The organism is Streptomyces sp. NPDC101118 (assembly GCF_044759445.1).
Classification (GTDB): domain Bacteria; phylum Actinomycetota; class Actinomycetes; order Streptomycetales; family Streptomycetaceae; genus Streptomyces.
This window is the reverse complement of the sequence record NZ_JBIVZG010000001.1, coordinates 231,199-254,641: the sequence shown is the minus strand read 5'-3', so window position 1 is coordinate 254,641 and position 23,443 is coordinate 231,199. Positions and strand designations below refer to the sequence as shown.

Genomic DNA, 23,443 nt, shown 5'->3' with positions numbered 1-23,443 from the left:
GTCAGGCCCCGGCCGTGAGGGCGACGGCGCGGAACGAGATGCCGTGCCGGGTCTGGCCGTTGAACGTATTCTCCCAGTCCCGCGCCTTCAGACCGATCACCGAGACCGGCATGCCCGGCATCAGCCCCTCGGGGAGCCCGGTCTCCGGAACTGTCACCTGGTAGAGGTTGCCCTCCCCCTCGTCCGAGATCAGCAGGCCCACCGTGGACAGCCCGGCGCCGGTCTCCCGGTCCATGGCACGCTCACCGGTCTGCTTGCTCACGAGCTTGGGGACGGGGGCCGTGGCCACGAACACCACGGCGGTCGACGTGTCCACCTTGAACGACGGCATCAGTACCTCCAACGTTGTCGGAGCAGCCCAAAGAGGGCCACGAACTCTCGCTGTCCTAGGACTGCGAGCACTTGAGTAGATAGTGCAGCGCAGTCCTAGGACTGTCAACAGTCCTAGGACTGTGTTTGACTTGAGGGCGACGAAAGGGATGCGTGATGGCGGCAAAGTGGAGAGCGCTGGCAGACAAGCTGGCTGACCAGATCAGAAGAGGCGACTACGCCCCGGGCCAGCAATTGCCGCACATCAGGGAACTGGTAGACGCCGGCGAGGGGTCGAAGGCGACCGTCCACACGGCCTACAAGGCGCTGGAAGCGGAAGGCTTGGTCACGTCATCCCGGGGCCACGGAACCGTTGTCCGTCAGCAGGTTCCGCTGAAGCGACTTGGCATCAGCCGATACGACAAGGCCAAGTGGCGCGACGGGGACGAGGTGGCGTTCATCGCGGACCGCGTGGCCTCAGGGCGCGCGTACCGCCGCAACGAACAGACCCAGTCGGTCAGCCTCGTTGAAGCGCCACCCGAGGCAGCTGCCGCACACGGCCTACCAGTAGGCGCACCGGTCTACGCCCGTGCACGGCTGGTGAAGGAGGGCGACCAGCCGACCCACACCCTGACCAGCTACTACCGGCCGGAGCATGTCGAAGGAACCCGACTGGTGGATCCGACACCCGGTCCGGCCGGCCGCGGTGGTGGATTCCGCGTCCTGTACGACGCCGGCTACGAGATCGACCACATGAAGGAGCGGATCTTCGCCCGGACGCCCACAGCTGACGAGGTGAGGCTCTTGCAGCTTCCGCAGGGCGAACCGGTGGTCGAGCTGCACCGCACGACGTACACGGCTGACGGCACCGTGGTGGAATTCGCTCTCGGGGTGCACGCTGCTTCGCGCTTCGCCTGGGAGTACGACTTCCCGGTACCGGACTCGGCGAACGACAGGGAAGGCCAGGAGTGATTTCGACCCAGGACTGGGCAGACACCCGACTCATCTGGGGCTACCACCAGATGGGACACACTCCGCAGCCGTGCTCGGTGGCGATCGGGCTCGGCAGCCACGACCTGGGCGTGGCCGAGACAGCGGTCGACCTGTACGACCGGGGCATGGCCCCCCTGCTCGTGTTCACCGGCGCCACCAGCCCGACGACACGCGAACGGATGCCCCGCGGTGAGGCCGTTCACTACCGCGAGCGGGCGTTGGAGCTCGGGGTTCCCAGCTCTGCCGTGCTCGTCGAGCCGCGAGCCCGGAACACAGGCGAGAACATCACCTTCTGTCGAGAACTGCTGCGAGAGGCAGGCATCGACGTGACCTCAGTTCTGCTGATCAGCAAGCCGTACGAAGAGCGACGTGCGTACGCCACGGCACGAAAGCTCTGGCCCGGCGTGAGGATCGTCAGCGCTTCCAGCCCGATGACGCTGGACGAATACGTCGACTCGATCGGCGATGCGCGACTGGTCATCGACATGCTCGTCGGCGCGTTGCAGCGACTGCTGGTCTACCCCGAGCAGGGCTTCATGATCAGCCAGCAGGTCCCGGAGGACGTGATCGAGGCCTACGAACGACTGTGCCGGCGGGGCTTCACGAGCCGCCTCCTGCGGGACGCGACCGCTTAGGAGCCGAGCCAGATGCGCCGGTGGCGAGCGACGCTGTACACATGCTCGACTTGCTCGGGCGTGAGCTTCCCAGCGAGCGGCCCCAGAGCTGCAACCTCCCGTTCCTGGTAGACGCGGACCGTGTACTGCGTCGCCGCCCGGTCCAGAGACGCAATACCGACGAAGACCAGGACCGGCTCGACGGGCACCTCAAAGGCGCAGTACCGCCCGAGAACCCGTCGTACGAAGTCCGCCTCAGATTGACTCGCAGCAGCGTAGGGACGCGGCTTCCCTCCATTGATCTTGGCCATCGAGTCGCCCACCCAGACCGAGGCGCCCCGGTGATGCTTGGTGTTGATGCTGAAGACCCCTCCAGGACCGATCAGCACGTGATCGATGTCGCCGCCGTTGCCCTTCTCGATGCCGTGGAGCACCCGCCAGCCGAGCGGGGCGAGGCGTTCCAGCTCGCGACCTACCCGACGCTCGCCTTCCAGGCCCGCGTACCAGCTGTCCCACACCGAGGACTGCCGAAATAACTTCGCCTTCAGGCGCTCCACCGTCGATGGACCTCGCTCAGCGATCATCCCGACGACTCGGGAGCCGGGCCGGTTCCTGGCCAGGTCCTCGCTCGGGCTGAGGGGCGGAACCGGCGCCGGCCGTTCGGATCGGCGTTGGGGGGTTGCAGGGGTGGGTTGCTCTGGCTGGGTGAAAGAAGCAGCTGGACGGGGCTCACGATTGGGTGCAGGAGCGGAGCTGACAACGAGGCCCTCGCCAAGGTGACGTCGAAGGAGTGCTAGAGCCTCGTCTTGATACTGCCGAACCTTGATGGTCACAGCCTTTGTCGCTCGATCCGCCCAGGCGACAGCCGTTCCGTCCGGCAAGTTCACGTAGAGCCGATCCTTGCCGTGCTTCTTCCACGGATGGACTGTCAGATCACTCATCAGCCGCCCCCCTGCGTGCCGTCCCCACGTATATGCGAACAGCAGGTGGCCAGATCGGCAAGACCGCCGGGAGCAGCCCGAGTTGTTACAGGTTTCTCTACCTCATCAAGGGCGCTTCCGCCGCCAAGGCGGCGTCGCGCGCCCGTCGCCCCGGGCCTGCGCTCCTGTCTCCGCCCCGCTCCCGCCCGGCCCGCCGGCCGCGCGCCAATGGGCTGAGGGCTTGATGAGGGTGAACCCGGCCTGACCCGTCGGCTCCCCGTCACAGATGGATGCCTCCGGCGGGGGCGCAACAAGCACCGGGATGACCGGGCCCGCACTGCGTCTGCCGGCCGGTTCGTGGTGGGGGTGGGGAGCTGTCATCCCGTCTGCCGTCGACCCAGGCAAGCCATAGCAGACCAGGCTTCTGGGGCCCAGGTCGTTCGTCCAGCAGGGCGCTCCACCTGGGCCCCAGAAGCCTGGTCTGCTATCACTCCGTGTGGGTCGACGGCAGACGGGATGACAGCGGGGGCGTAGCTTCTCTTGGGGGCTGGCTAGCCGAGTTCCAGGGGGGTAAGCGGTCAGGATTATTCGTCTGCGAGCGTACGGCCAGTTACCCTTTCAACCATCTTCACTACGATTCCCAGCCTTTCATCAAGGAACTGTGCGTAGTCATCTTCGGCAATTCCGCTATCAGGTTCAAATTTGATGGCGTGAGACGCTAGAACGGATTTCAATTTGTCCGAGCCGTAAGTGTCGGACATTTCCTTGAGGTAGACCGTGGGAGCCTTGTCTCTGATGATGCGATTAGTCTCTGCGTCAATCAGGCTGCGGTTCAGTAGGAGTTCAGAACTTTCCGAAGCATCCTCTCTTTTCAGATACGCCTTCGGGAAGATGTGGTGCGAGTCGATCTGAGACTCGCTCACCCGGTGAGGGGTCATTGCCTGTCCGGTGTGGAAATCTTCTGCGCGGCTCGTCACCAACAGGCACATTAGGCCAGAGTATAGGGCCTTTCGCCGCACGGAAGCGGTTCGAAATGTTGCGGCATTGAGCGGTAGAGCCTCCACCGCTTCGGGCGGCTCTCCCGTGCCGGAAACAGCCCAGGTTTTAAGCAAGGAATAGTCTGCGCCGACTTGACTATTTGCCCCCTGATCATAGTTGGTGGTAAAGACGCTGCACCAGAAGAATTTTTGCAGACGCTCGAATGCCGATGCGCGATCGAGGGGATCCAGTTCGGTGATCTCAGGCCAGACTGATGCCATCGGAATTAGCAGCATCCCGTATGGAAGCCACTTTGGTGCCACGAGGCCGCAGTCGGCCTGAAGCATGTCTATGACGCCGGCGATCCCCTTGATTACAGGATTCCAATGCTCCTTGATGTCGCCCGCAACAAGCTTCTTCAGCACGTCAGACCGCTGAGCCGAGTTGTGAGCCCGCAGGCACACCGCCTGAAGCACGCTGTACGGATCAATGTTGAAGTCAACGAGAGTCTTATAGCTCGACTGGGCTTCTACCCAATAGTCCCGCAGGTTCACACCCTGGGGGTAATAGCGGGCCGTGAGGAGCTCAAACGGCCCCAGCGGCTTTCCCGTCCTGTTCAGCGTCTCGAAGATCGTGCAAACCGCTTCGATCGGCGTGGATTCGGGAAGAGTGACGACTGGGAGTCCGTAAGCCCGAAGGGGGATGATGTACTTGTCGCGCATGCGACGGTATAGGGATTTGGTGAGCTTAGGATCGATTCCTGGATCCGAGGTTCGCAGATCGTCTACATAGTCGTCGAGCCAGTCGTCAAACTTACTCACTTCAGCCACGGGGAAGTGTGCAGCTTTGAGGATTTCACTGTTCTTCGCCTGCTGGGCCGAAGTGGTCGCCGCAGGAAGCGAGATAATTGCCTTATCGAAGTTCACTTCATGGAAGTCGAGGATCCGGTCGCTTCCAGCATCGACGAATTCGTCTACCTTTAGGTAGAAGCGATCGTCACCCGTTCCAGTGAGCGCTTGATACAGGGCAGTAAGACGCTGCTGCCCGTCCAACACGAGCTCCATCGGCTTCTTGCCGGCCAGGGGCGGCGATCCTTGGAAGCTTCGACTTGCAAAAACTTCCTCGGTTCCTTGCTTCCAGAACAAGAGAGTGCCTACAGGAAATTTAGAGATGATGGACCTGATTAGCTCCTCCGTTTTGGAGGAATCCCATACGAAATCGCGCTGAAAATCTGGAAGGGCGATTTCACCAGAGCGAATTCGCGTGATCAGATTGGAGAGCTGCTTAGGCGTAGCTTCGAAAATCGGATCTGACTCGTATGCGCTCGTCATCCGCGCGGCTCCTGGTTCGCTCGGTGTCCACCGTCGAGGTGATGGTAAGGCCAGCTACTACCAGCCTGTCGTGGAGGCGCACCCAAACCAGGGTCGCGTGGGGTCCTTAAGGCGTTCGGCGATGACGTCGACGGGGGCACCGTGGCAGGCCTTGGCGTCTCGGAAGCAATGCTTGCCGTGTGCCATGAGCGGCATCATGGTCTGCATGACTTCTGAGCCCAGCTATGCCCCGGTCGAGAGCACCCACGTCACGGCCGCGGCTGATGGTGCCGCCCTTGTCTTCACGTGGGACGCGGACGCGAGGATCGAGGTGCGGAACCTTGGGGGAGAGGTCGTCATCGAGGCCAATGCCGCGGGTCTCAGGACGCTTGCTGGGCATCTGCTCGTGTTGGCCGGCGACGGGGTGCACGATGGTGCCCATCTGCACCTCGAAGACAGCAACGGGCTGGAAGACGGGTCCGTAGGCCTGGTCCTGGAGCGCTGCGACGATGAGTGAAGCGCCACCCCGCCGCACCTGGATCTGACATCCACATGTGACATCAACGTCGGTGAACCCTCACGGTCCCGGGCGGTCGCGCAGAGGCGTCGGGTCCTGGGGCGAGAGGCGGGCGCCGGGCGAGCTTACAAAGCAGGTGTCGCCGGCCGCGGGAGATGACGGTAGGGGCGCGGCCCATTTGTGGACCAGCGGAAGACGCCAGCCCACCTCTACGCTCTTGACCTGCCGATACGGCAGGGCCTCACGCGCCCTCCGGAGCCGTGTGCGCAGGTTCGAATCCTGCCGGGGGCACTTCGCACGAAGTGCCTAAAGACCCCGCCACCAGCAGAGATGCTGAGGACGGGGTCTTCTTGCATGTGCGGCAGGTTGGTCAGTCGCGCAGCCAGGCTCGGCGGTGCCGGGCCACGGCGTAGATCCGCTCGACCTGGTCCGGGGTGAGCTTGCCGGAGAGGGGCCCGAGCGCTGCCACCTCCCGTTCGCGGAAGACCCGTACGGCGTGCTGGGTGACCGACGACCTCAGCGATTCGACGCCGACGAAGACGAGTACGGGGTCCACGGGTACGGCGAAGCCGCAGTGGCGCTCGAGGACCCGTCGGACGTGTGCGGCCTCCGCCCTGGCGGCTGCCGGATACGGCACCGGTGGACCGCCGTTGACCTTGGCCATGTCGTCGCCGACCCACACGGAGGCGCCGGGGTGCCGCTTGGTGTTGACGGCGAAGACCCCGCCGGCCCCGATCAGCAGATGGTCGATGTCCCCGCCGTTGCCCTTGGGGATCCCGTGCAGCACCCGCCAGCCGTGAGCACGGAGCCGCGCCAGCTCCCGCCCGACGCGTCGTTCCCCCTCCAGGCCGGCGTACCAGGTGTCCCACTCCGAGGGCCGCCTCAGCACCTTGTCCACAGCCCGCTGCCAGAACGAGGGCCCGCGCGTCGCGACGGTCTCGATCAGGCCCGCACCAGGAGGGTTGCGCTCAAGGTCGTCCGCCACGGTCAGCGCCGGCAGCTTGGGCGGCCGCCCCGGCCGGGGTGGGGCGTCCTGAGCCGCAGGTCGGGGTGGGTGCGGCCGGCCCGGCGGCACACCAGGCGTGCCCGTCGAGGGCGCCGGTTCACCGCGCACGGAAAGCCCGTCCCCCAGATGCTCCCGCAGCAATGCCAGTGCCTGGTCCCGGCGCTCCGGAACCTTGATCGTGACGACCTTCGTATCCCGCTCCGCCCACGCGACCGCGGTCCCGTCCGGCAGGTTCACGTACAGGCGATCCCGCCCGTGCCGCTTCCACGACTTCACGGTCAGCTCACTCAAAGGCCCGCCCCCCGATTGTGTGCCATCCCCACAGATATGGGACCAGCGACCACCGACCCGGGCAAGAGGGCCTTGCGGTGAGACGTCCCCACTCCTGCCGGCCGACCGTGCGGGATGGGTGCCCCCCGCCGGCCGTCAGGCGGGCGGCGATCGCGGGCGCCATCGGCTGCCTTCCCTATGTGGCGACGGCAGCAGGGCCCGGGCCGCTGTCGCGGTCCGGGCCCTGCTCTGTGCGGTGCCGCCCTGTGGCGGTGGTGGGTCAGTCCTGGGTGGTGTCGTCGTCCGGCTGGTCGGCCGGCGCGGTCGTGCCCGTCTTCTCGCGCATCTTGCGCAGCAGCTCCGCCTTCTTGTCGGCGGCGCCCTGGCGGTCGAGGTTGCGGTGCGGACCGTTGTTCGCGCGTTCGGCGCGGGACAGCCGCTTGCGCTGGCCGCCGCCCTGGCCCACGGGGTTGTTGATGTTCTTGCTCTTGGTCACGGGTTCTCCCGGCGGTGGTGTGGAGTGATCTGTGGATTCAGTGGTGGGTGAGGGGCCGAATCGTCGGAGGACGTCCGTGGGTGCCCGTCACGCTCTCACTCGTAAACCGGTGTGTGGAAGAACATGCCGACGAGGCTACCTCGTTCCTTCGGCCGCGTGCACCGGCCTTTTCGCCGCCTGAGGGGCGCCCGTGCCGGCTATGCGGTGTGGGGGCGGGGGCCCCTGAGGACGTAGGTCGCGAGTGTTGTTGCCGTGAGCGCTGCGGCGATGGGCCAGGGGTGGGGGGTGTCGGCCGGGAGGAGGAGTACGGCCCAGGGTTCCACCTGGGCCTGGGGTTTGGTGCCGAGCAGCCACATGACGATCGGGGTGACGACGGGTGGGGTCCAGGCGGCGGGGGGTGGGAGGAAGCAGGCTCCGGCGAAGGCCAGGCCGGTGAGGAGGAGGGTGTTGCGGAAGGCGACCGCCGGGTCGTTGAGGGTGCCCGTGAGGGCCAGGGCGAGGGCCAGGGCGGCGACGAGGGCGGTGGTGAGGGCGCGGACGCGGGTGGCGGTGGGGGTGATGCGTTCCTGGGTGTCGGCGGCCGTGGCCAGGACTGCCGGGAGGGTGGCCGCGAAGAGGGCCGGGATCAGGGGCCAGAGGGCGCCCTGTACGCCGTCCCTCGCGGGTACGTCGTACAGGCGCAGCGGTGTCGCGACCCAGAGGAAGGCGCAGGCCAGGGTGACGAGGGCCTGGCGGCGGAGGTGCCAGCGCCTGGCGTAGACCGAGAGGGCGGCGGCGTCAGTGGGCACGGCAGGCCTTCAGGCCCTGGAGGGCGGTGCGGGCGATGGCGGCGCGTTCCGACGGCGTGCCGGTGCGGAGGCGGGGGTCGAGGGCCGGGTCCTCGAAGGGGGTTGCCCCGGCTGCGCCGGCCAGCCAGAAGCGGGCGTTGGTGAAGTTCCGGTCCATTGCGCTGCCGGGCTCGATGTCGCAGGTCGATCCGTAGTACGTGCCCAGGAACATGTCCAGGAGGAGGTCCGGATCGCCGGTGACCGTGTCCGTCGACAGCTGGCCGAGGTCGGTCGAGGTCGAGAGCGCGTCCTGGCGGAAGGCTTTGGGGGTGGGGAGGGGGAGGGATGAGACCGCTCGGACCATGGGGGCGAGGGCTGCTCGCAGACGGGGTTCGTATTGCGTGTAGCCGTGGCCGAGGCAGATTTCCGGCCGGCTGCCGTAGCACCTGACGTCGCCTGGACGGGCCTCAAGATAGAGGGGGTCGACGGAGGTCAGGTTCAGGGCGGTCGTGACGCTGAGGAGTGCGCATGCCACGGCGGTGCCCAGGCGGCGTGGGTAGTGCCACGCGGCGCTCCACGCCGTTGCGCACAGGGTGAGGAGGGTGGCGGCGAGGTAGAAGGCGAGCTGGGCGAGCTGGGTGTCGGCCTTGGGGCGGAGGCCCACGAGGGAACTGGTGGCGCCGCCGACCATGACGAACTCCGACAGGTCCCCCGCGTAGAGGAGCAGGAAGGCGAGGAAGACGCTGACCGCTGCCATAGGCGCGGCGAGCTTGCCCCGGCCGAGCCAGCCGGCGGCAAGGCCTGCGGCGCAGGCGAGGCCGAGGAGGGCAAGGGCCGGGAAGGGGGTGAGGAGTTCGGGCACGCCGAAGGTGAGGGGGGTGCCTGCCCAGACGACGATGCCGATCACCACGGCGAGGCCGGTCAGGAACGCGGCCGCGCACCAGGCGAAGAGGGCTGCCCAGGCGCTGGCCAGGACGGTGAACGGGCGGTGGTGCGCGGCGAGGAAGGTCTCCGCGCGGGAGAGGCGGTAGCCCTCCCAGCCGGCGACGCCGGCGAGGAGTGGGCCGAGGAGCATCACGGTGAAGTTGTACTGGTACACGGCCCACATGGGTTCGTGCTTCCAGGCCATCGAGCGCAGGACCGTGTTGAGGACGACCAGGAGGAGGAAGAACGGGGCTGCCGTCCGGCCCGCGGAGCGGCGGAGAAGGAGAGCCGTCGTACGGGCGACCGGTCGGGGTGGGTGCGTTTGTTCCGCCGAGGTCGGCGGGTGCGTCTCGTCTGCGCGGGTCGTGGTCACGCGTTCGCCCCTCCCAGGTCATGGAGCGCGCGTTCGATGGAACGGGCCGCGGGCGTGCCGTTCGAGGCCCTTGCCATGAGCCGCTCCGGGGTGCCGTCGAAGACGACCGATCCCTCGCGCAGTGAGACGACGCGGTCCGCGAGCAGTTCGACGTCCTCCGTGTGGTGCGTGCTCATCACAACGCAGCGCGTGCTTCCGCAGCGGGCGAGGTACTCCCGCAGCGCGATGCGGTGCTCGATGTCGATGCCGGTGGTCGGCTCGTCGAGGAGGACGACTGCCGGCTCGTGGACGAGGGCCTGCGCGATGTGGACTCGTTGGCGGTTGCCGCCCGAGAGGTTGCGGAGGGGGGTGTCGGCGGCTGGGGTGAGGTTCAGGTCCTCTACGGCTCGGTCCACCGCTTCGCCGCGGCGGGCTCGCGGGATGCCGCGGAGCCAGGCCGAGTACGTGATCGCGTCGCGCACCGTGAAGTGGCCTGGGAACTCCGGGGCCTGGGGGAGGAAGCCGACGGCGGCGCGGTGGCGGCCCGATGCGGTCCGCGGACCGGTGCCGGAGCCGTCCTGCTCCAGTTCGACTGTGCCGGCCGAGGGGCGGATGAGCAGGGCCAGGGCTTTCAGCAGGGTGGTCTTGCCGGATCCGTTGGCACCGGTGAGGGCGGTGACGCCGGTGCCGAGGACCAGGTCGGGTACGTCGAGGACGACCCTGGAGCCGTACCGGACGAGGAGCGCGCGGATGCGCACGCGCGCCTCTGCGCTCGGGAAGGTGGTGATCACGTCAGTGCTCCCGGCTCAGTAGGCGAACGTGGGAAGCGCTTCGGCGGAGCAGGTGTCCGGCACGGGCCAGCCGAGTTGGACACAGGCGCGCGTGCCGCCGCGGACGGACTTGGCCTTCGGGTCCAGGGGGTGCGTCCGGTAGTGGGCGACGAAGTACGTGTGGTTGTGCTCGGGGGTGTTCAGGGGGAACACCTCGCCGGCCCCCTCGTAGTACCAGTGCCCCGCCGTGTAGACCGTATTGCCGTCCGGTGCCAGGTCCTTGGACAGCACCTTGTTCTTGGCGTTCACGTCGCGGTCGTTGAAGAAGGTCCCGTAGGCCGTCGCCCGCTGCCTCCCGTCGTACATGGCCGTGACACGCCCCCAGTTCACGGCGGAGGCGGTCTCCGCTACGGCGGTGAAGAGGAGAACTCCGCCGAGGGCCGTGACGAGGTGCTTGCGGGATACGGTGCGCGACATGGGGACCTCTCAACTCGCTTGCGCCGGGCTGGCGTTTACGCGGGGCATCGAGAATGTCACGCTCCGTGGCCGCCCGGGTCCGCGAGACGGGGTTGACGGGTGATCACCGCCTGAACGGGTGATGCGGGGGCGCGGTGCGCCGGTGCCGCTCCGGCCGTCGCACGTGTGGATCCGTCAACCCCGGCTGCCACGGCTGTTCCGGAGATCTCCCCCTCTGGTCAGGCGGCCGTGCTGAGGGCTATCGCGGCCGCGTACGGGCTCGGGGCCTTGAGGTCCACGACCGTGAAGTTCCTTATGCGCGCCGGGGTTTCGGCGATGCCCACGTACGGGTCCGTGAAGCCGTAGGCGAGGCCCTGGCCGGTGGCCTTGAGGTAGGCCTCCTTGCGGGTCCAGAGGCGGGCGAGGGCCTGGGGGCGGCCGGCGTCCGGGAGGGCGCGGAGGGCCGTGTGTTCGTCCGGGTGGAGGGAGGGGAGGAGTTCGTTGACGATGGCCTGTTTGCGGATGCCCTCCACGTCGGCGCCGATGCGGACCCCGGATACGGCGATCAGGGCCAGGTCGTCGCTGTGCGAGAGGGAGAAGTGGAGGTCGGTGGGGCCGGCCAGGGCTGGGCGGCCGTGGGGGTCGCCGCAGCAGGGGCAGGGTTCGCGGGAGAGCGTCACGTCCTCGGGCGCCTGGTCGGTGTAGCCGCCCAGGACCAGGCGCAGGGCGATGTGGGCGGCCCGGTGGCGGTGGCCGTCGCCGGGGCGGCGGAGGCGGGAGGCGCGGGTGCGTTCCTCGGGTGAGAGGACCGCGTCGTCATCGTCCACCGGGTGGCCGCCGACGACGTCGGAGCTGGTGTTCAGCCACCAGAGCGCCACGTCGTCGCCCTGCGGGGGCGGGCCCGTGTGGAGCGGGGCGGCTGTGATCTCGTACTCACGCATGGGCGTCCGTCCCGGCCAGTTCGCGGATCGTGGGGGTGCGGAAGAGTTCGCGGAGCGGGACCGGCGGGAGGCCGCGGGCCTTCAGGGCGGCGCTGATGCGGACCGCCAGGAGGCTGTTGCCGCCCAGTTCGAAGAAGTCGTCGTCCGGGCCCACCGGGGTGCCGAGGATGTTCGTCCAGATCTCCTGGAGTACGGCCGTACGGTCCCCCGCGGCGGCGACGGCCGGGGCGGGCTCGGCGCGCGTCGGGAGCGGGAGGCGGGTCGCGTCCAGCTTGCCGTTCGTCGTGAGCGGGAGGGTGTCCAGGGCCGTGACGGTGGCCGGGAGCATGTAGGCCGGGAGGACGGTCGCCGCGCGCTTGCGGACGCCGGTCGTGTCCAGGTCGGCGGGGACGACGTACGCGTCCAGGCGCGCCGAGGCCGGGTCGTCCGGGTCCTCGCGGCGGACGATCACGGCGGCGGCGCGTACGTCCGGGTCCTCCAGGAGAACGGCGCGGATCTCGTCCAGTTCGATGCGGAAGCCGCGGATCTTGACCTGGCTGTCGATGCGGCCGAGGTGTTCCAGGGCGCCGTCCGGGCGGAGGCGGCCGAGGTCGCCGCTGTGGTACTGGATGCCGTGCGGGGCGTACGGGGTGTGCGGGTCCTCGGTGAAGCGCTGGGCCGTGAGGTCCGGTTGGCCGAGGTAGCCGAGCGCCACCCCCGCGCCGCCGACGCGGATCTCGCCGGTGACGCCGGGCGGTACGAGGCGGCCGCGTGCGTCGGCCACGTACAGGTGCCAGCCGGGCAGGGCGGGGCCCACGGACCGCGAGCCGGCGAGGGCCAGTTCGCGGGTGAGGGTCTGGTGGGTGACGTGCACCGTCGTCTCGGTGATGCCGAACATGTTGACCATGCGGCACGCGTGCTCGGGGTGCCGGTCGAACCAGCGGAGCAGCATCCGGGCGTCGAGCGGCTCGCCGCCGAAGACGACGAGGCGCACGGGGACGGCGGTGTGGTCCGTCTCCAGCAGCTGGGAGAAGGCGGAGGGGGTCTGGCTGAGTACGGTCACCCGCTCCCGGACCAGGAGGTCGCGGAAGTCGTCCGGCTCGCGCGAGACGAGGTACGGGACGACGACGAGGCGGCCGCCGGTGAGGAGGCAGCCCCAGATCTCCCAGACGGAGAAGTCGAAGGCGCCGGAGTGGAAGAAGCTCCAGACGTCGGAGGAGGAGAGCGCGTACTCGTCGCGGGTGGCGTCGATCAGGGCGACGACGTTGCGGTGGGGTACGACGACGCCCTTGGGGCGGCCGGTCGAGCCGGAGGTGTAGATGACGTACGCCGGGTCGTCCGCGGTGCCTTGGGAGGGGAGGTCCGCCGCCGGGCCGGTGAGGAGGTCGTCCGGGGTGACCGGGGTGCCGGCCTCGGAGGGGTACTCGGCGAGGCGGGTGACGACCAGGTCCAGGCCGGCGTCGCGGGCGGTGTTGGCCAGGCGGTCGGCCGGGTAGGCGGGGTCGGTGGGCACGTAGGCCGCGCCGGCCTTGAGCACGCCGAGCATCGCGACGACGAGTTCGGTGGTGCGGTCGAGGCAGATGCCGACGCGGTCGCCGGGGGCGACGCCGCGTGCGGCGAGGCCGCGGGCGAGGCGGGTGGCGCGGTCGTCGAGCTCGCGGTACGTGAGGGGCGGTGCCGTGCCGTCGCCGACGGCCGGGGCGTCGGGGGTGGCCGCGACGATCCGGGCGAAGGCTTCGGTGAGGCGGGTGGGGGTGGTGGTGAGGGGGGTGGCGGGGCGGCCGAGGGCGGCGATGCGGGTGCGCTCGGCGAGGTCGAGGAGCTCGGCGTCGGCGGCGGGGAGGCCGGGGGTGGCCGCGAACTGGGCGTAGACGTGGGCGAGGTGGCGGAGGAAGGCGGTGACGGTGGCGTCGGAGAAGTGGCTGCGGCGGTACGCGGCCCATAGGCGTCCGCCGGTTGTGGGGGTGTTGGTGGTGCCGGTGGGGGTGGGTCCTTCGGTGGGGGTGGTGCCGGTCCGGGTGCTGCCGGTGGGGGTGGGTCCTTCGGTGGGGGTGGTGCCGGTCCGGGTGCTGCCGGTGGGGGTGGGGGCGGTCTGGTGGGGGGTGCCGGGGGCGGCTGCCTGGGGCGTGCCGGGCGTGGTCGCGGCGGTGCCGGGCGCGTGGAGGGGGCCGGGCCCGATGCCGATGCCGATGCCGATGCCAGCACCGGTGCCGGTGGCGGCCTCGTGGAGAGGGCCGGGCCCGCTGCCGGCGCCGGTGCCCGCCTCGTCGACGGTGCCGCGCCTCGTCGCGGCCGTGCCGGTGGCGGCCTCGTGGGGCGTGGCGACTGCGTTCGCCTCCGGGTCCGTGCCCGGCAGGACCGCGAGGGTCAGCGGGTACGGGGGTGCCAGGCACGGGAGGTACGAGGAGACGGGTGCCGCTCCGGTCCCGGTGAGGGCGGGCGCCTGCGTGTCCAGGAGGCCCGCGACGACCGGGCGGTCGGTACGGGCCGGCGTCCCGGTACGGAGGTCCGCGAGGGTGGCTCCGTCCGGTACGGGGAACTCCACCGCGCCCCGGGCCCCGGTGGCCAGCGCCACGCTGCCGGTCGCGCCGTGGCCCTCGTACCGGTCGAGGGTGAGGGCGAGGGCGGCCAGCAGACCGGCCGGGTCCGTGGTGGCCGCCTCAGCGAGGGCCTCGGGGAGGTCGAGGGCCGTGCTCGCCCAGGAGGCGTCACCGCGCACTCCCCCGCCCCAGTCGGGTGCGGGCGCGGCGGTGACCGCGGCGAGCGGGGCCCCGGTGGCGGGCGGCGCGGCCGCCGCGCCGGCCCGCAGGCCGGCTGCGTGACCGTACGGGGCCGCGCCGGCGTGGGCCGCCGGTACGGCGCCCGCGCCAACCCCTGCCGCGTCAGCCGTGTTCGCGGCGGCGGCGCCTCCGGCCCCCGCGAACGGGATCGCGCTGCCGGACGCCGCGACGCCCGAGCCCACACCGGCTTCCCCGGCCGGCGAGCCGGTTGCCGTGAGCGGGACCGCGCAGCCGGGTGCCCCGGACGCCGCGAGCAGGGGCGCGCTGCCGGACGCCGCGGCGCCCGGGCCCGTACCGGCGCCCCCGGCCGGCAGTCCGGTTGCCGGGAGGGGGGCCGCTCCGGTCCCCGCGAGCAGCGCCGCGCTCCCCGGTACGGCCGTGCCGTGGCCCGTACCGGCCCGGCCTGCCAGCAGCTCCGCCAGTTCGCGGAGTTCCGCCGGGCCCAGGAGGCTTCGGTGGGCCACCAGGATCAGGTGGGACACGCCGTCGGCGTGCCGCAGGAGGACGCAGCGGAGCGACTCGGTGGGGCGGGTCAGCTCCGCGGTGCGGCGGCGGAGGGCGACCGGCCCGTGCGAGTCCCCCGGCACGTCCTCCACCCACACCCGCCAGGGCCCTGCCCCGGCGACGGGAAGCGCCGCCGCGAGGCGGGCGGTCAGGGGCGCTTCGGTGGTCGGGGTCTCCAGACGGACCTGTACGGCGTGGCACTGCTCACCCACCACTGGGTGTCCTCCCTTACTCAAGTACCGATCACAGGAACGGCCTCAGCGGGCCGTGAAGCCGCCGTCGACGGTCAGCACCGAGCCGGTCACCTGGCGCGCGTCGTCGGAGACGAGGTAGACGACGGCCGCGGCCACGTCCTCCGGCTCGATCAGCGCGTTCATCGGCTGGGCCTCGGTGAAGGTCTGCTCGTGCTCGCCCACCTGCACCTCCAGGGCGCGGGCGATCTCGGCGAGCATCCGCCCCTCGGCGGTCGGGTCGTCGCGCACCGAGCCGGGGCACACGGCGTTGACCCGGACCTTGGTCGGGGCGTAGTCGAGGGCGGCGGCCTTGGTGAGGCCGATCAGGCCGTGCTTGGCGGCGACGTACCCGGCGAAGTGCCGGTAGCCGACCAGGCCGGCGGTCGAGGCGATGTTGACGATCGAGCCCGAGCGGCGGGCGCTCATCGCCTTGCCGACGGTACGGATCACCCGCCACGCCCCCGACAGGTCGACGTCGATCATCAGCGCCCACTCCTCCTCGCCGATCTCGTGCGCCGGCTTGCCGGAAGGGGCCGCGATGCCCGCGTTGTTGACCACCGCGTCGATCCGGCCGAAGCGGTCCTCGGCCTGGGCGACGGCGGCCTCCACCGAGGCCAGCTCGCGCACGTCGCAGGGGGCGGTGAGCACCGCGGCCCCCGCCTTGCGGCACAGGGCCGCGGTGTGTTCGAGCTGCCCCTGCGTGCCCAGCGGGTACGGGACCCCGGCGAGGTCCCCGCACAGGTCGAGCAGCACCAGGTCGGCGCCTTCGGCGGCGCAGGCCAGCGCGGTGGCGCGGCCCAGGCCGCGGGCGGCGCCGGTGATCAGGACGGTCTTCCCGGTCAGACGCACAGTTCCTCCGCCGAGAGGGCCAGGTCGACGGCCACGGTCCGGATCAGTTCCGGCGCCGAGTCGGTCAGGTACATGTGGCCGCCGGCCAGCTCCGCCTCGTGGTACCCGGCGGTGGTGGTACGGGCCCACGCGGCCGCCTCCTCCCGGCTGACCAGCGTGTCCGCGGTGCCGCGGAGGCTGGTGACGGGCACCGGCAGCACCTGCTCGGCGTCGGGCACGTACGACTCGTGCATCTCGACGTCCGCGCGCAGCGTCGGGAGGATCAGCTCCCGCATCTCGGGGTCCTGGAGGGCCTCGTGGGTGTAGCCGGCGAACTCGTTGACCCGCTCCAGGAAGGCGTCGTCGTCGAGGCCGGTGGCGCGGCGGGCGCGCTGCTCGGCGGGGTGCGGGGAGCCGCTGGCGAAGAGCCGTACGAGGGTCACGCCGGGGGTGTCGACGAGCCGGCGGCCCAGCTCGTACGCGAGCACCGCGCCCAGGCTGTGGCCGAACAGCGCGATCCGGCGCGGCTCCGGGGAGTCGCCGAGGGCGGCGAGGAGGTCGGCGAGCAGTCCGTCGGCGGCGGTGGCGGCGTCTCGGTACGGCTCCTCGTCGATCAGCCGCTCGCGGCCGGGGAGCTGGAGGGGCAGCACGTCGAAGCCGTACGGCTCGGCGAGGCGCTGCCAGGGGCGGTAGAAGGAGGCGCCGGCGCCGGCGAAGGGCAGGCAGACCAGGGTGGTGCGGTCGGTCATCTCAGTGCTCCTCGGAGGTGCCGGGAAGGGTGGCGTCGCTGCCGGGCAGGGTCGCGTCGGCGGCCAGCCGGCGGTCGTAGCGGACCGGCAGCGAGACCAGTCCGCGGCTGGTGGAGTTGTCGAAGAGCCACTCCAGCTCCTCGGCCGGCACGGCCAGGCGCAGGCCGGGCAGGCGGCGCAGCAGGGTGGTGAAGGCGATCTGGCCCTCCACCCGGGAGAGCGGGGCGCCCACGCAGAAGTGCGGGCCCTGGCCGAAGGCGAGGTGGCGGTTGTGGGTGCGGGTGATGTCCAGCTCGTCCGGGTTCTCGAAGGCCTCGGGGTCGCGGTTGGCGGAGCCCATGAGGAGGTGGACGAAGGCCTCCTTGGGGATGGGGCAGCCGGCCAGCTCCATGTCCTCGGCGGCGACGCGCAGGGTGCCGCGGTAGACCGGGGACTCGAAGCGGAGGAACTCCTCGACGGCCGACTCGGCCAGCTCGGGCCGGTTCAGCAGGAGTTCGAACTGGTCGGGGTGGGTGAGCAGGGCCTGGGTGCCGTTGCCGATCAGGTTGGCGGTGGTCTTGTGCCCGGCGATGATCAGCAGGACGAGGGTGGAGACCAGCTCGTCGTTGGTGAAGCGGCCCTCCTCGTCGGCGGCCCGGAGCAGGATGCTGACCAGGTCGTCGCCGAGGTTGGCGCGGCGGTCGGCGAGCAGGTCGAGGAGGTAGGCCTCGATGTTCTCGCTGGCCTCCTTGAGCTTCTGGTTGGACTCGGCGTCCGGGTACGGGGCGCCGCTGAGCCAGTTGCCCCAGGAGTGCAGCTGCGGCCGGTCCTCGACCCGTACGCCGAGGAACTCGCAGATGACCCGCATCGGCAGCGAGAACGCGAACTCCATCAGGTTGACCTCGCCGTCCTCCGGGAAGGCGTCGATCAGCTCGTCGGTGATCTCCTGGACGCGGGGCCGCAGCAGCTCCATCCGGCGCGGCACGAAGGCGCGGCTGACGAGCTTGCGCAGCCGGGTGTGCTCCGGCGGGTCGGCGGTGAGCATGTTGCGCACCAGGACCGGGCTGGCGTCCTTGACCAGGTCGCGGAACCAGGCGGGGGCGTTGTCGACCTGCTTGGAGAGCCGGGGGTCGCTGAAGGCCTTGAGGGTGGTCTCGTAGTCGGCGACCACGTAACCCTCGCCGCCCACCGGGTAGTTGATGGCGTGTACGGGGCATCCGGTGGCGCGCAGCTTCTCGTTGCCGGCGTGCAGGTCGTCGCCCTCGGGGGCGGTGAAGAACTCGGGCGGCAGCTGGGTCGTCATCGGGGGTCTCCTTGCTGGGGCTGGTCGTCGGAGGCGGGCGCGGCCGCGGCGGACCCGGGGGTCGCGGGCGCGGACCCGCCGGGCGCGGGGGCGGCGGTGTCCGCGACGGTCGCGGTGTCCGCGTACGCCTCCGGGGGTGCGAGCTTGCGGATGCGGGGGCTGAGGGTCGGCAGGGCGGCGAGGCCGGAGACGACGGCCATCACGGTGAACACCCAGACCGGACCCGCCGTGTCGAAGACGGTGCCGATGGCGAAGACGCCGACCGGGGCGGCGATCATCGACATGAACATCACGGCACCGAGGACGCGGCCCTGCGCCTTGTCGGGCACCATCGCCGCGAGGTAGGCGAGGAAGAGCGCGCTGGTGATCGGGCCGCGCAGGAACACGCAGGCGACGATGATGCCGAGCGGGATCAGGCCGGAGACGTTGGCGAGCAGGACCGCCGCGACCGGGCCGATCCAGGCGGCGGCCAGGAAGAGGGTCGAGGGGGCGACCTTCTTGATGACCGGGCCGGCGATGAGGGAGCCGACCAGGCCGCCGATGCCGGCGATGGACAGCAGCATGCCGGTGAACCCGGCGGAGGCGCCGCGGCTCTCGGCGGTGGCGATGAGCGCGAGGAACACGCCGGAGTGCGTGAACGCCATGTTCGAGCCCATGATCCAGACGATCAGCAGGCGCAGTACGGGCTGGCGCCCCAGGATCCGGAAGCCCTCGGCGGTGTTCCGCTTCTCGCCGGGGGCGGCCTGCTCCACCTTCATCGGCTTGCGGATGAAGAGCAGCAGCACGGTCGAGATCAGGAATCCGATCGCGGCGCTGAGGAAGGGGAAGGCGCGGGCCACGCCGAAGAGGGTGCCGCCGACCGGCGGGCCGCCCATGGTGGCCGCGAAGTAGCGGATCTGGTTCTGGGCGGTGGCCTGGGTGAGCTGGGAGGCCGGCACGAGCTGCTTGATGGCGGCGAGGCCGGTCGGGTTGGAGATGCCGAGGCAGACGGCCGAGCCGACGGCGACGGTGAAGATGAGCGCCGGGTGGGTGTGGTCCGTGAAGACCAGCAGGCTGAACAGGCCCAGCAGGACGACGCGCACCAGGTTGCAGACGATCATCAGCAGCCGGCGGTCCATCCGGTCGGCGAGGGTGCCGCCGGGGATGGACATCAGGCTGGCGGTGATCAGCTGCGCGGAGCCGACGGCGCCGGCGTAGAAGGCCGAGCCGGTGCTGGAGAGGATCAGCAGGGGGTACGCGACCTCGGCGGTCTCCTTGGCCAGCGCGGCGAACGCCTCGCTGGTCCACAGCGCCTGGAAGTCGAGGTTGCGCAGCAGCGGCTTCTCCGCCTGGTCCGCGCCTTCGGCTCCGTCCTTCTCCTTCTCCTTCTTCTCCCCGGCGGCCGCTGCCGACGGGTCCGCGGCCGCCCGGGTGCCGGGCACCTCCGCCGCGCCGTCCGGCAGCACCGTGCCGTCCGCCGGTGCCGCGTCACCGGCTTCGGTGCCGGGCGACGTGTGCGAGACCGTCATGAGTGCTTCCTCTCCTTGTGGGTTGCGGCGCCGTCCGCCGGGTCGGCGGCTGCCAGCGCCTCGCGCACGCGCGCGGCCAGGTCATCGGCGTACGGGGGCCGGAGCATCGACCAGTGGTCGCCGCCCACCGGCACCACCCGCAGCCCCCCGGGGTGCAGCCCGGTCAGCCGCCGGGCCAGCCGGGCGGCTTCCACCGGGCCCGCGTCGGCCTTGAAGAGCACGGCCGGGCAGACCACGGGGCGCGCCCGGTGGCCCAGCACGGCCGCCTGCCCGGCGAGGAACCGGCGGCGCAGCTCGGGGCTCCGGCGGTGTGCGGCGGCGAGCGGTCCGACGCCGAGGAGGGCGTCGAGGCCGGCCCGTACCCCGCCGAGCAGGAACGCGGGGTCGGAGGCCACGGGTAGCGGCCCGGTGTCCGGCACGTAGCCGTCGAGGGAGACCAGCAGGTCCACCTCGCGGCCGCGCAGCGCGAGCAGCCGGGCGGCCTCGTGGGCCACGACGGCGCCGAAGGACCAGCCGCCGAGGGTGTACGGGCCCGCTGGCTGGGCCCGCAGCAGGGTGCGTACGTGGGCGGCGGCCAGCGCTCCGACGGTGCGGGCACCGGGGCCCGCGGGTGCCTCCAGGGCCAGCACCGGCCGGTCGCCCGGGAGGGCGAGCCGGGCGGCCAGGTCCCGGTAGGGCAGGGCGGTCCCGACCGCGTCCGCGACCAGGAAGAACGGCCTCCCGGTGCCCGCGGCCAGCGTGGCCACGCCCGCCGGGAGCGCCCGGGGGGTGCCCGTGCCCGCGGCGTCGCCCGCGGCCCCGCCGCCGGGCGGGAGCTGCGCCGCGACCAGTTCGGCCAGCCCCCCGAAGGTGCCCTTCAGGGTGAAGTCGGTGACGGACACGCGGGCCCCGGCGCGCTCCCGTACGGCGGTGGTGAGGGCCAGGGCGAGCAGCGACTCGCCGCCGAGGGCGAAGAAGTCGTCCCCGTCGGAGACCGCGGCGACGCCGAGGGTCTGGCACCACACCTCCTCCAGTACGGAGCGCACGGACTGCACGGAACGCGCGGTGCGCGCCGGGGGCCCGGGCGGTGCGGCGGACCCGGCCGGCGCGGTCCCGCGCGCCGGGTCCGCCGGGCTGTCGGACCGCGCCCGCCCGCCGGCCGGGTTGTCCGGCCGGACGGGTGCGGGCGCGGCGGCGGCCGGTGCAGGGGCCGGCCGCCCTACCTGGTACGGGTCTTCGCCCAGGTACGGATGTGCGGGCAGGGAGCAGCGCTCGGGCCGGTCGCCGGGGTCCGCGTACCGGGTCTCCAGTACGGTCTCCAGGGCCCGGTCCGCGCCGAGTTCCCACAGCGCGCCGATGGCGTCGAGCAGTCCGGCCTCCGCGTCGGCCCGCCCGCCGGCGGGGGCGAGCCGTACGGTCCGGTGGCCGGAGTCCCAGCCGGGGGCGGCCCGCAGCGAGCCGGTCATGGACCCGCCGGGGCCCAGCTCCAGGAAGGTGGTGCAGCCGGAGGCGAGCAGCGTGGCGGTGCCGGCGTCGAGCAGGACCGGCTCGCGCAGGTGCGCGGCCCAGTGGTCCGGTGTGACCGCGGCCTCCGGGTCGACCGGGCCGCCGGTGGTGTTGGAGATGTACGGCAGCCGTGGCGGGCGGGCGGGCATCGACGACAGATGGTCCCGCACCGCCTCGGCTGCCTGGTTCATGGCCGGCGAGTGGAAGGCCCGCCGGGTGTGGACGGGGGTGACGCGCAGTCCGTCGAACGCGTCGCCCGCGAGGAGGAGTTCCACCGCGGCCTCGTCGCCGGAGAGCACGGCCGAGCCGTTGCCACGTACGGCGACGGTGACGCCGCAGCCCGCGGGCAGCCGGGCCTCGACCTCGTCGGCGGGGGCCTCGACCACGGCCATCCGGCCGGGGGCGGCGTCGCGCATCGCGCGGGCCCGCCGGTGGACCAGGCCGACGGCGTCGGGCAGGGTCCAGACGTCGGCGAGGGCCGCGGCGGCGTACTCGCCGATGCTGTTGCCGAGCATGGCGTGCGGGGTGATGCCCCACTCGGCGAGCTGGCGGCCGAAGGCGAAGCCCAGGCCGAACAGGCCGAGTTGCTGGTGGACGGTGTCGGCGAACCAGTCGTCGCCGTGCCCCGCGGGACCGCCCTGCGCGTCGGGACCGCCCTGCGCGTCGGGGTCGGCCGGGACGACCACGGGGCTGAGGTCGACGCCGCAGTCGTCGTACGCGATCTTGCGGATCTCCTCGAAGGCCGCCCGGAAGCCGGGCAGCATCCGGTGCGCGGCCTCGCCCGCGGCGTGCTTGAGGGTGCCCTGCCCCGGGAAGAGGAAGGCGACCCTGCCCAGGCGGGCCGGGGCGCCGCGCCGGACGGCCGCACCGGCGGCCGCGCGGAGTACGTCGGCGGCCCGTGCGGGGTCGCGGACGACCACGGCCTGGCGGTGCCGGTGGACACGGCGGCCGGCCAGCGTCCAGGCGGCCGCGGCGAGGTCGGGTACGCCGTCCTGCGCGCCGGAGTCGCCGGACCCGCCGGCGGCACCCACGCTGAAACGTTCCGCCAACGCCAGGTCCAGCCGCTCCAGCGCCTCCGGCCCGTGCGCCGACAGCGGCAGCAGGTGCGGCCTGGCGGCGGCGGCCGTGCCGGTACGGGCCCGGGCGGGCCGGTGCGGCGGGGCCTCGGTCAGCACCGCGTGGGCGTTGGTGCCGCCCACCCCGAAGGAGCTGACCGCGCCGGCCCGCACCTCCTGGCCCTCGCGCAGCTCCCAGGGACCCAGCTCCTCGGCCACCCGGAACGGCGAACGCTCCAGCTCCAGCAGCGGGTTGGGCCCGCCGTAGTGCGCGGTGGGCGGGATCTCGCGGTGCTCCAGCATCAGCGCCGTCTTGATCAGACCGGTCACCCCGGCGGCGGCGCCGGTGTGCCCGATGTTGCCCTTGACCGCGCCGAGCGCGCACCAGCCGGTGCCGGCGCCGCTTTCCCCGTACACGTCGGTGAGCGCCTGCACCTCGATGGGGTCGCCCAGCTTCGTGGCGGTGCCGTGGGCCTCGACGTGGCCGATGTCGGCGGGGGTGAGACCGGCCGCGTCGAGCGCGGCGCGGATGACCTCGCTCTGCCCGGCGGCCGAGGGCGCGGTGTACGCCATCTTCTCGGCGCCGTCGTTGTTCACGGCCGTGCCGGCGATGACGGCGGCGATCCGGTCGCCGTCGCGCAGCGCGTCGGTGAGCCGCTTGAGGACCACCACGCCGACGCCCTCGCTGGGTACGGTCCCGGCCGCGTCCGCGTCGAACGGGCGGCAGTACCCGTCCGGCGCGAGGATCCCGCCGGGCTCGAAGAGGTAGCCCCACTCGCCGTGCGGCATCACGGTGACCCCGCCCGCGAGGGCGGCGTCGCACTCGCCGCCCAGCAGCGCGCGCACCGCGAGGTGCACAGCCGTCAGGGAGGTCGAGCAGGCGGTCTGCACAGTGATCGCCGGGCCGCGCAGGCCCAGCTTGTACGCCACGCGCGTGGCGACGAAGTCCTTCTCCCGCCCGATGTAGCGGGCCAGTTCGCCGAGGGCGGCGTCGTCCCGGCCCGGCCCCGACCGGTCGGCGCCCGCGTAGACGCCGATCCGGCCGCGGAACCGGCCGGGGTCGATCCCGGCGTCGTCGACGGCCGTGGCCGCGCACTCCAGGAAGACCCGCTGCTGCGGGTCCATCGCCGCCGCCTCCGCCCGGCTGTACCGGAAGAAGGACCAGTCGAAGCGGCGGGAGTCCTCGATCACGCCCATGGCCGCCACGAAGTTCTCCCGGCCCGCGTAGGCGGGGTCCACGCCCTGGGCGAGCAGTTCCTCGCGGGCGGGGCGGCTGATGCCGTCGCGGCCCTCGCGGAGCAGCGCGTGGAAGGCGCGGAGGTCGGGCGCGCCGGGCAGCCGGCAGGCCATCCCGATGACGGCGACGCCCTGCGGCCCGGGAGGGACCGCGGTGGCGCCCACGGGAGAAGGAGACATG

The 23,443-nt window shown here is 71.7% G+C and carries 19 protein-coding genes; 3 read left to right on the top strand and 16 right to left on the bottom strand.

Annotated elements, in window-relative coordinates:
- Position 1 precedes the first annotated feature (1 nt).
- Complete coding sequence (locus ACIQUQ_RS01110; protein WP_385000222.1) at positions 2-331, bottom strand: hypothetical protein; 330 nt, start codon at positions 329-331, stop codon at positions 2-4.
- A gap of 155 nt (positions 332-486) precedes the next feature.
- Between ACIQUQ_RS01110 and ACIQUQ_RS01105 the strand changes: the two genes are divergently transcribed.
- Entirely contained in the window at positions 487-1,281 is a 795-nt protein-coding gene (locus tag ACIQUQ_RS01105) for a GntR family transcriptional regulator (protein ID WP_403969716.1), read from the top strand.
- Positions 1,278-1,937, top strand: coding sequence for a YdcF family protein (locus tag ACIQUQ_RS01100; RefSeq protein WP_403969713.1), 660 nt, complete (start codon positions 1,278-1,280; stop codon positions 1,935-1,937). Before ACIQUQ_RS01105 ends, ACIQUQ_RS01100 begins: the two co-directional genes overlap by 4 nt.
- Here ACIQUQ_RS01100 and ACIQUQ_RS01095 read toward each other — a convergent pair.
- Together ACIQUQ_RS01095 and ACIQUQ_RS01090 are read right to left on the bottom strand one after the other, a co-directional pair.
- Positions 1,934-2,473, bottom strand: a complete 540-nt coding sequence (locus ACIQUQ_RS01095) for a nuclease-related domain-containing protein (RefSeq protein ID WP_403969710.1) — start codon at positions 2,471-2,473, stop codon at positions 1,934-1,936. The genes ACIQUQ_RS01100 and ACIQUQ_RS01095 overlap by 4 nt on opposite strands.
- 947 nt (positions 2,474-3,420) lie before the next feature.
- The gene (locus tag ACIQUQ_RS01090; RefSeq protein WP_403969707.1) at positions 3,421-5,145 is read right to left on the bottom strand and encodes a DUF262 domain-containing protein; all 1,725 of its coding nucleotides are present in this window, start codon (positions 5,143-5,145) and stop codon (positions 3,421-3,423) included.
- A gap of 205 nt (positions 5,146-5,350) precedes the next feature.
- Here ACIQUQ_RS01090 and ACIQUQ_RS01085 point away from each other — a divergent pair, with 205 nt between their 5' ends.
- On the top strand, positions 5,351-5,641 hold the full coding sequence (locus ACIQUQ_RS01085; protein ID WP_403969704.1) for a hypothetical protein: 291 nt from the start codon (positions 5,351-5,353) through the stop codon (positions 5,639-5,641).
- Between the two features lie 370 nt (positions 5,642-6,011).
- Here ACIQUQ_RS01085 and ACIQUQ_RS01080 read toward each other — a convergent pair whose 3' ends face one another.
- The 13 genes from ACIQUQ_RS01080 to ACIQUQ_RS01020 all read right to left on the bottom strand — a co-directional run bounded on the left by ACIQUQ_RS01080 (position 6,012) and on the right by ACIQUQ_RS01020 (position 23,442).
- A complete protein-coding gene (locus ACIQUQ_RS01080) occupies positions 6,012-6,626 on the bottom strand; it encodes a nuclease-related domain-containing protein (RefSeq protein WP_403969700.1) in 615 nt (204 codons plus the stop codon).
- 571 nt (positions 6,627-7,197) lie between these two features.
- Positions 7,198-7,413 carry a DUF6243 family protein gene (locus tag ACIQUQ_RS01075; protein WP_403969697.1) on the bottom strand — a complete coding sequence of 72 codons (216 nt, stop codon included), beginning with the start codon at positions 7,411-7,413 and terminating at the stop codon, positions 7,198-7,200.
- Positions 7,414-7,610: 197 nt separating this feature from the next.
- Positions 7,611-8,201 (bottom strand): hypothetical protein, encoded by a 591-nt coding sequence (locus ACIQUQ_RS01070; RefSeq protein WP_403969694.1) that lies wholly within the window; start codon positions 8,199-8,201, stop codon positions 7,611-7,613.
- Positions 8,191-9,477, bottom strand: a complete 1,287-nt coding sequence (locus ACIQUQ_RS01065) for a hypothetical protein (protein WP_403969691.1) — start codon at positions 9,475-9,477, stop codon at positions 8,191-8,193. Before ACIQUQ_RS01065 ends, ACIQUQ_RS01070 begins: the two co-directional genes overlap by 11 nt.
- Entirely contained in the window at positions 9,474-10,247 is a 774-nt protein-coding gene (locus ACIQUQ_RS01060) for an ATP-binding cassette domain-containing protein (protein WP_403969688.1), read from the bottom strand. The genes ACIQUQ_RS01065 and ACIQUQ_RS01060 overlap by 4 nt, the downstream gene beginning before the upstream one ends.
- 15 nt (positions 10,248-10,262) lie before the next feature.
- Positions 10,263-10,703, bottom strand: a complete 441-nt coding sequence (locus ACIQUQ_RS01055; RefSeq protein ID WP_403969685.1) for a hypothetical protein — start codon at positions 10,701-10,703, stop codon at positions 10,263-10,265.
- Between the two features lie 218 nt (positions 10,704-10,921).
- Complete coding sequence (locus ACIQUQ_RS01050; RefSeq protein ID WP_403969682.1) at positions 10,922-11,623, bottom strand: 4'-phosphopantetheinyl transferase family protein; 702 nt, start codon at positions 11,621-11,623, stop codon at positions 10,922-10,924.
- Positions 11,616-13,973, bottom strand: a complete 2,358-nt coding sequence (locus ACIQUQ_RS01045; protein ID WP_403970532.1) for an amino acid adenylation domain-containing protein — start codon at positions 13,971-13,973, stop codon at positions 11,616-11,618. The genes ACIQUQ_RS01050 and ACIQUQ_RS01045 overlap by 8 nt, the downstream gene beginning before the upstream one ends.
- Positions 13,974-15,143: 1,170 nt before the next feature.
- On the bottom strand, positions 15,144-15,968 hold the full coding sequence (locus tag ACIQUQ_RS01040) for a mycofactocin-coupled SDR family oxidoreductase (protein ID WP_403969679.1): 825 nt from the start codon (positions 15,966-15,968) through the stop codon (positions 15,144-15,146).
- Positions 15,959-16,696 (bottom strand): thioesterase II family protein, encoded by a 738-nt coding sequence (locus ACIQUQ_RS01035; protein WP_403969677.1) that lies wholly within the window; start codon positions 16,694-16,696, stop codon positions 15,959-15,961. The genes ACIQUQ_RS01040 and ACIQUQ_RS01035 overlap by 10 nt, the downstream gene beginning before the upstream one ends.
- A 1-nt stretch (position 16,697) precedes the next feature.
- Entirely contained in the window at positions 16,698-17,978 is a 1,281-nt protein-coding gene (locus ACIQUQ_RS01030; RefSeq protein ID WP_403969674.1) for a cytochrome P450, read from the bottom strand.
- Positions 17,975-19,486: an MFS transporter gene (locus ACIQUQ_RS01025; RefSeq protein ID WP_403969671.1), complete on the bottom strand. Its 1,512-nt coding sequence runs from the start codon at positions 19,484-19,486 to the stop codon at positions 17,975-17,977. The genes ACIQUQ_RS01030 and ACIQUQ_RS01025 overlap by 4 nt, the downstream gene beginning before the upstream one ends.
- A complete protein-coding gene (locus ACIQUQ_RS01020; protein ID WP_403969668.1) occupies positions 19,483-23,442 on the bottom strand; it encodes a type I polyketide synthase in 3,960 nt (1,319 codons plus the stop codon). The genes ACIQUQ_RS01025 and ACIQUQ_RS01020 overlap by 4 nt, the downstream gene beginning before the upstream one ends.
- Position 23,443: the final 1 nt, after the last annotated feature.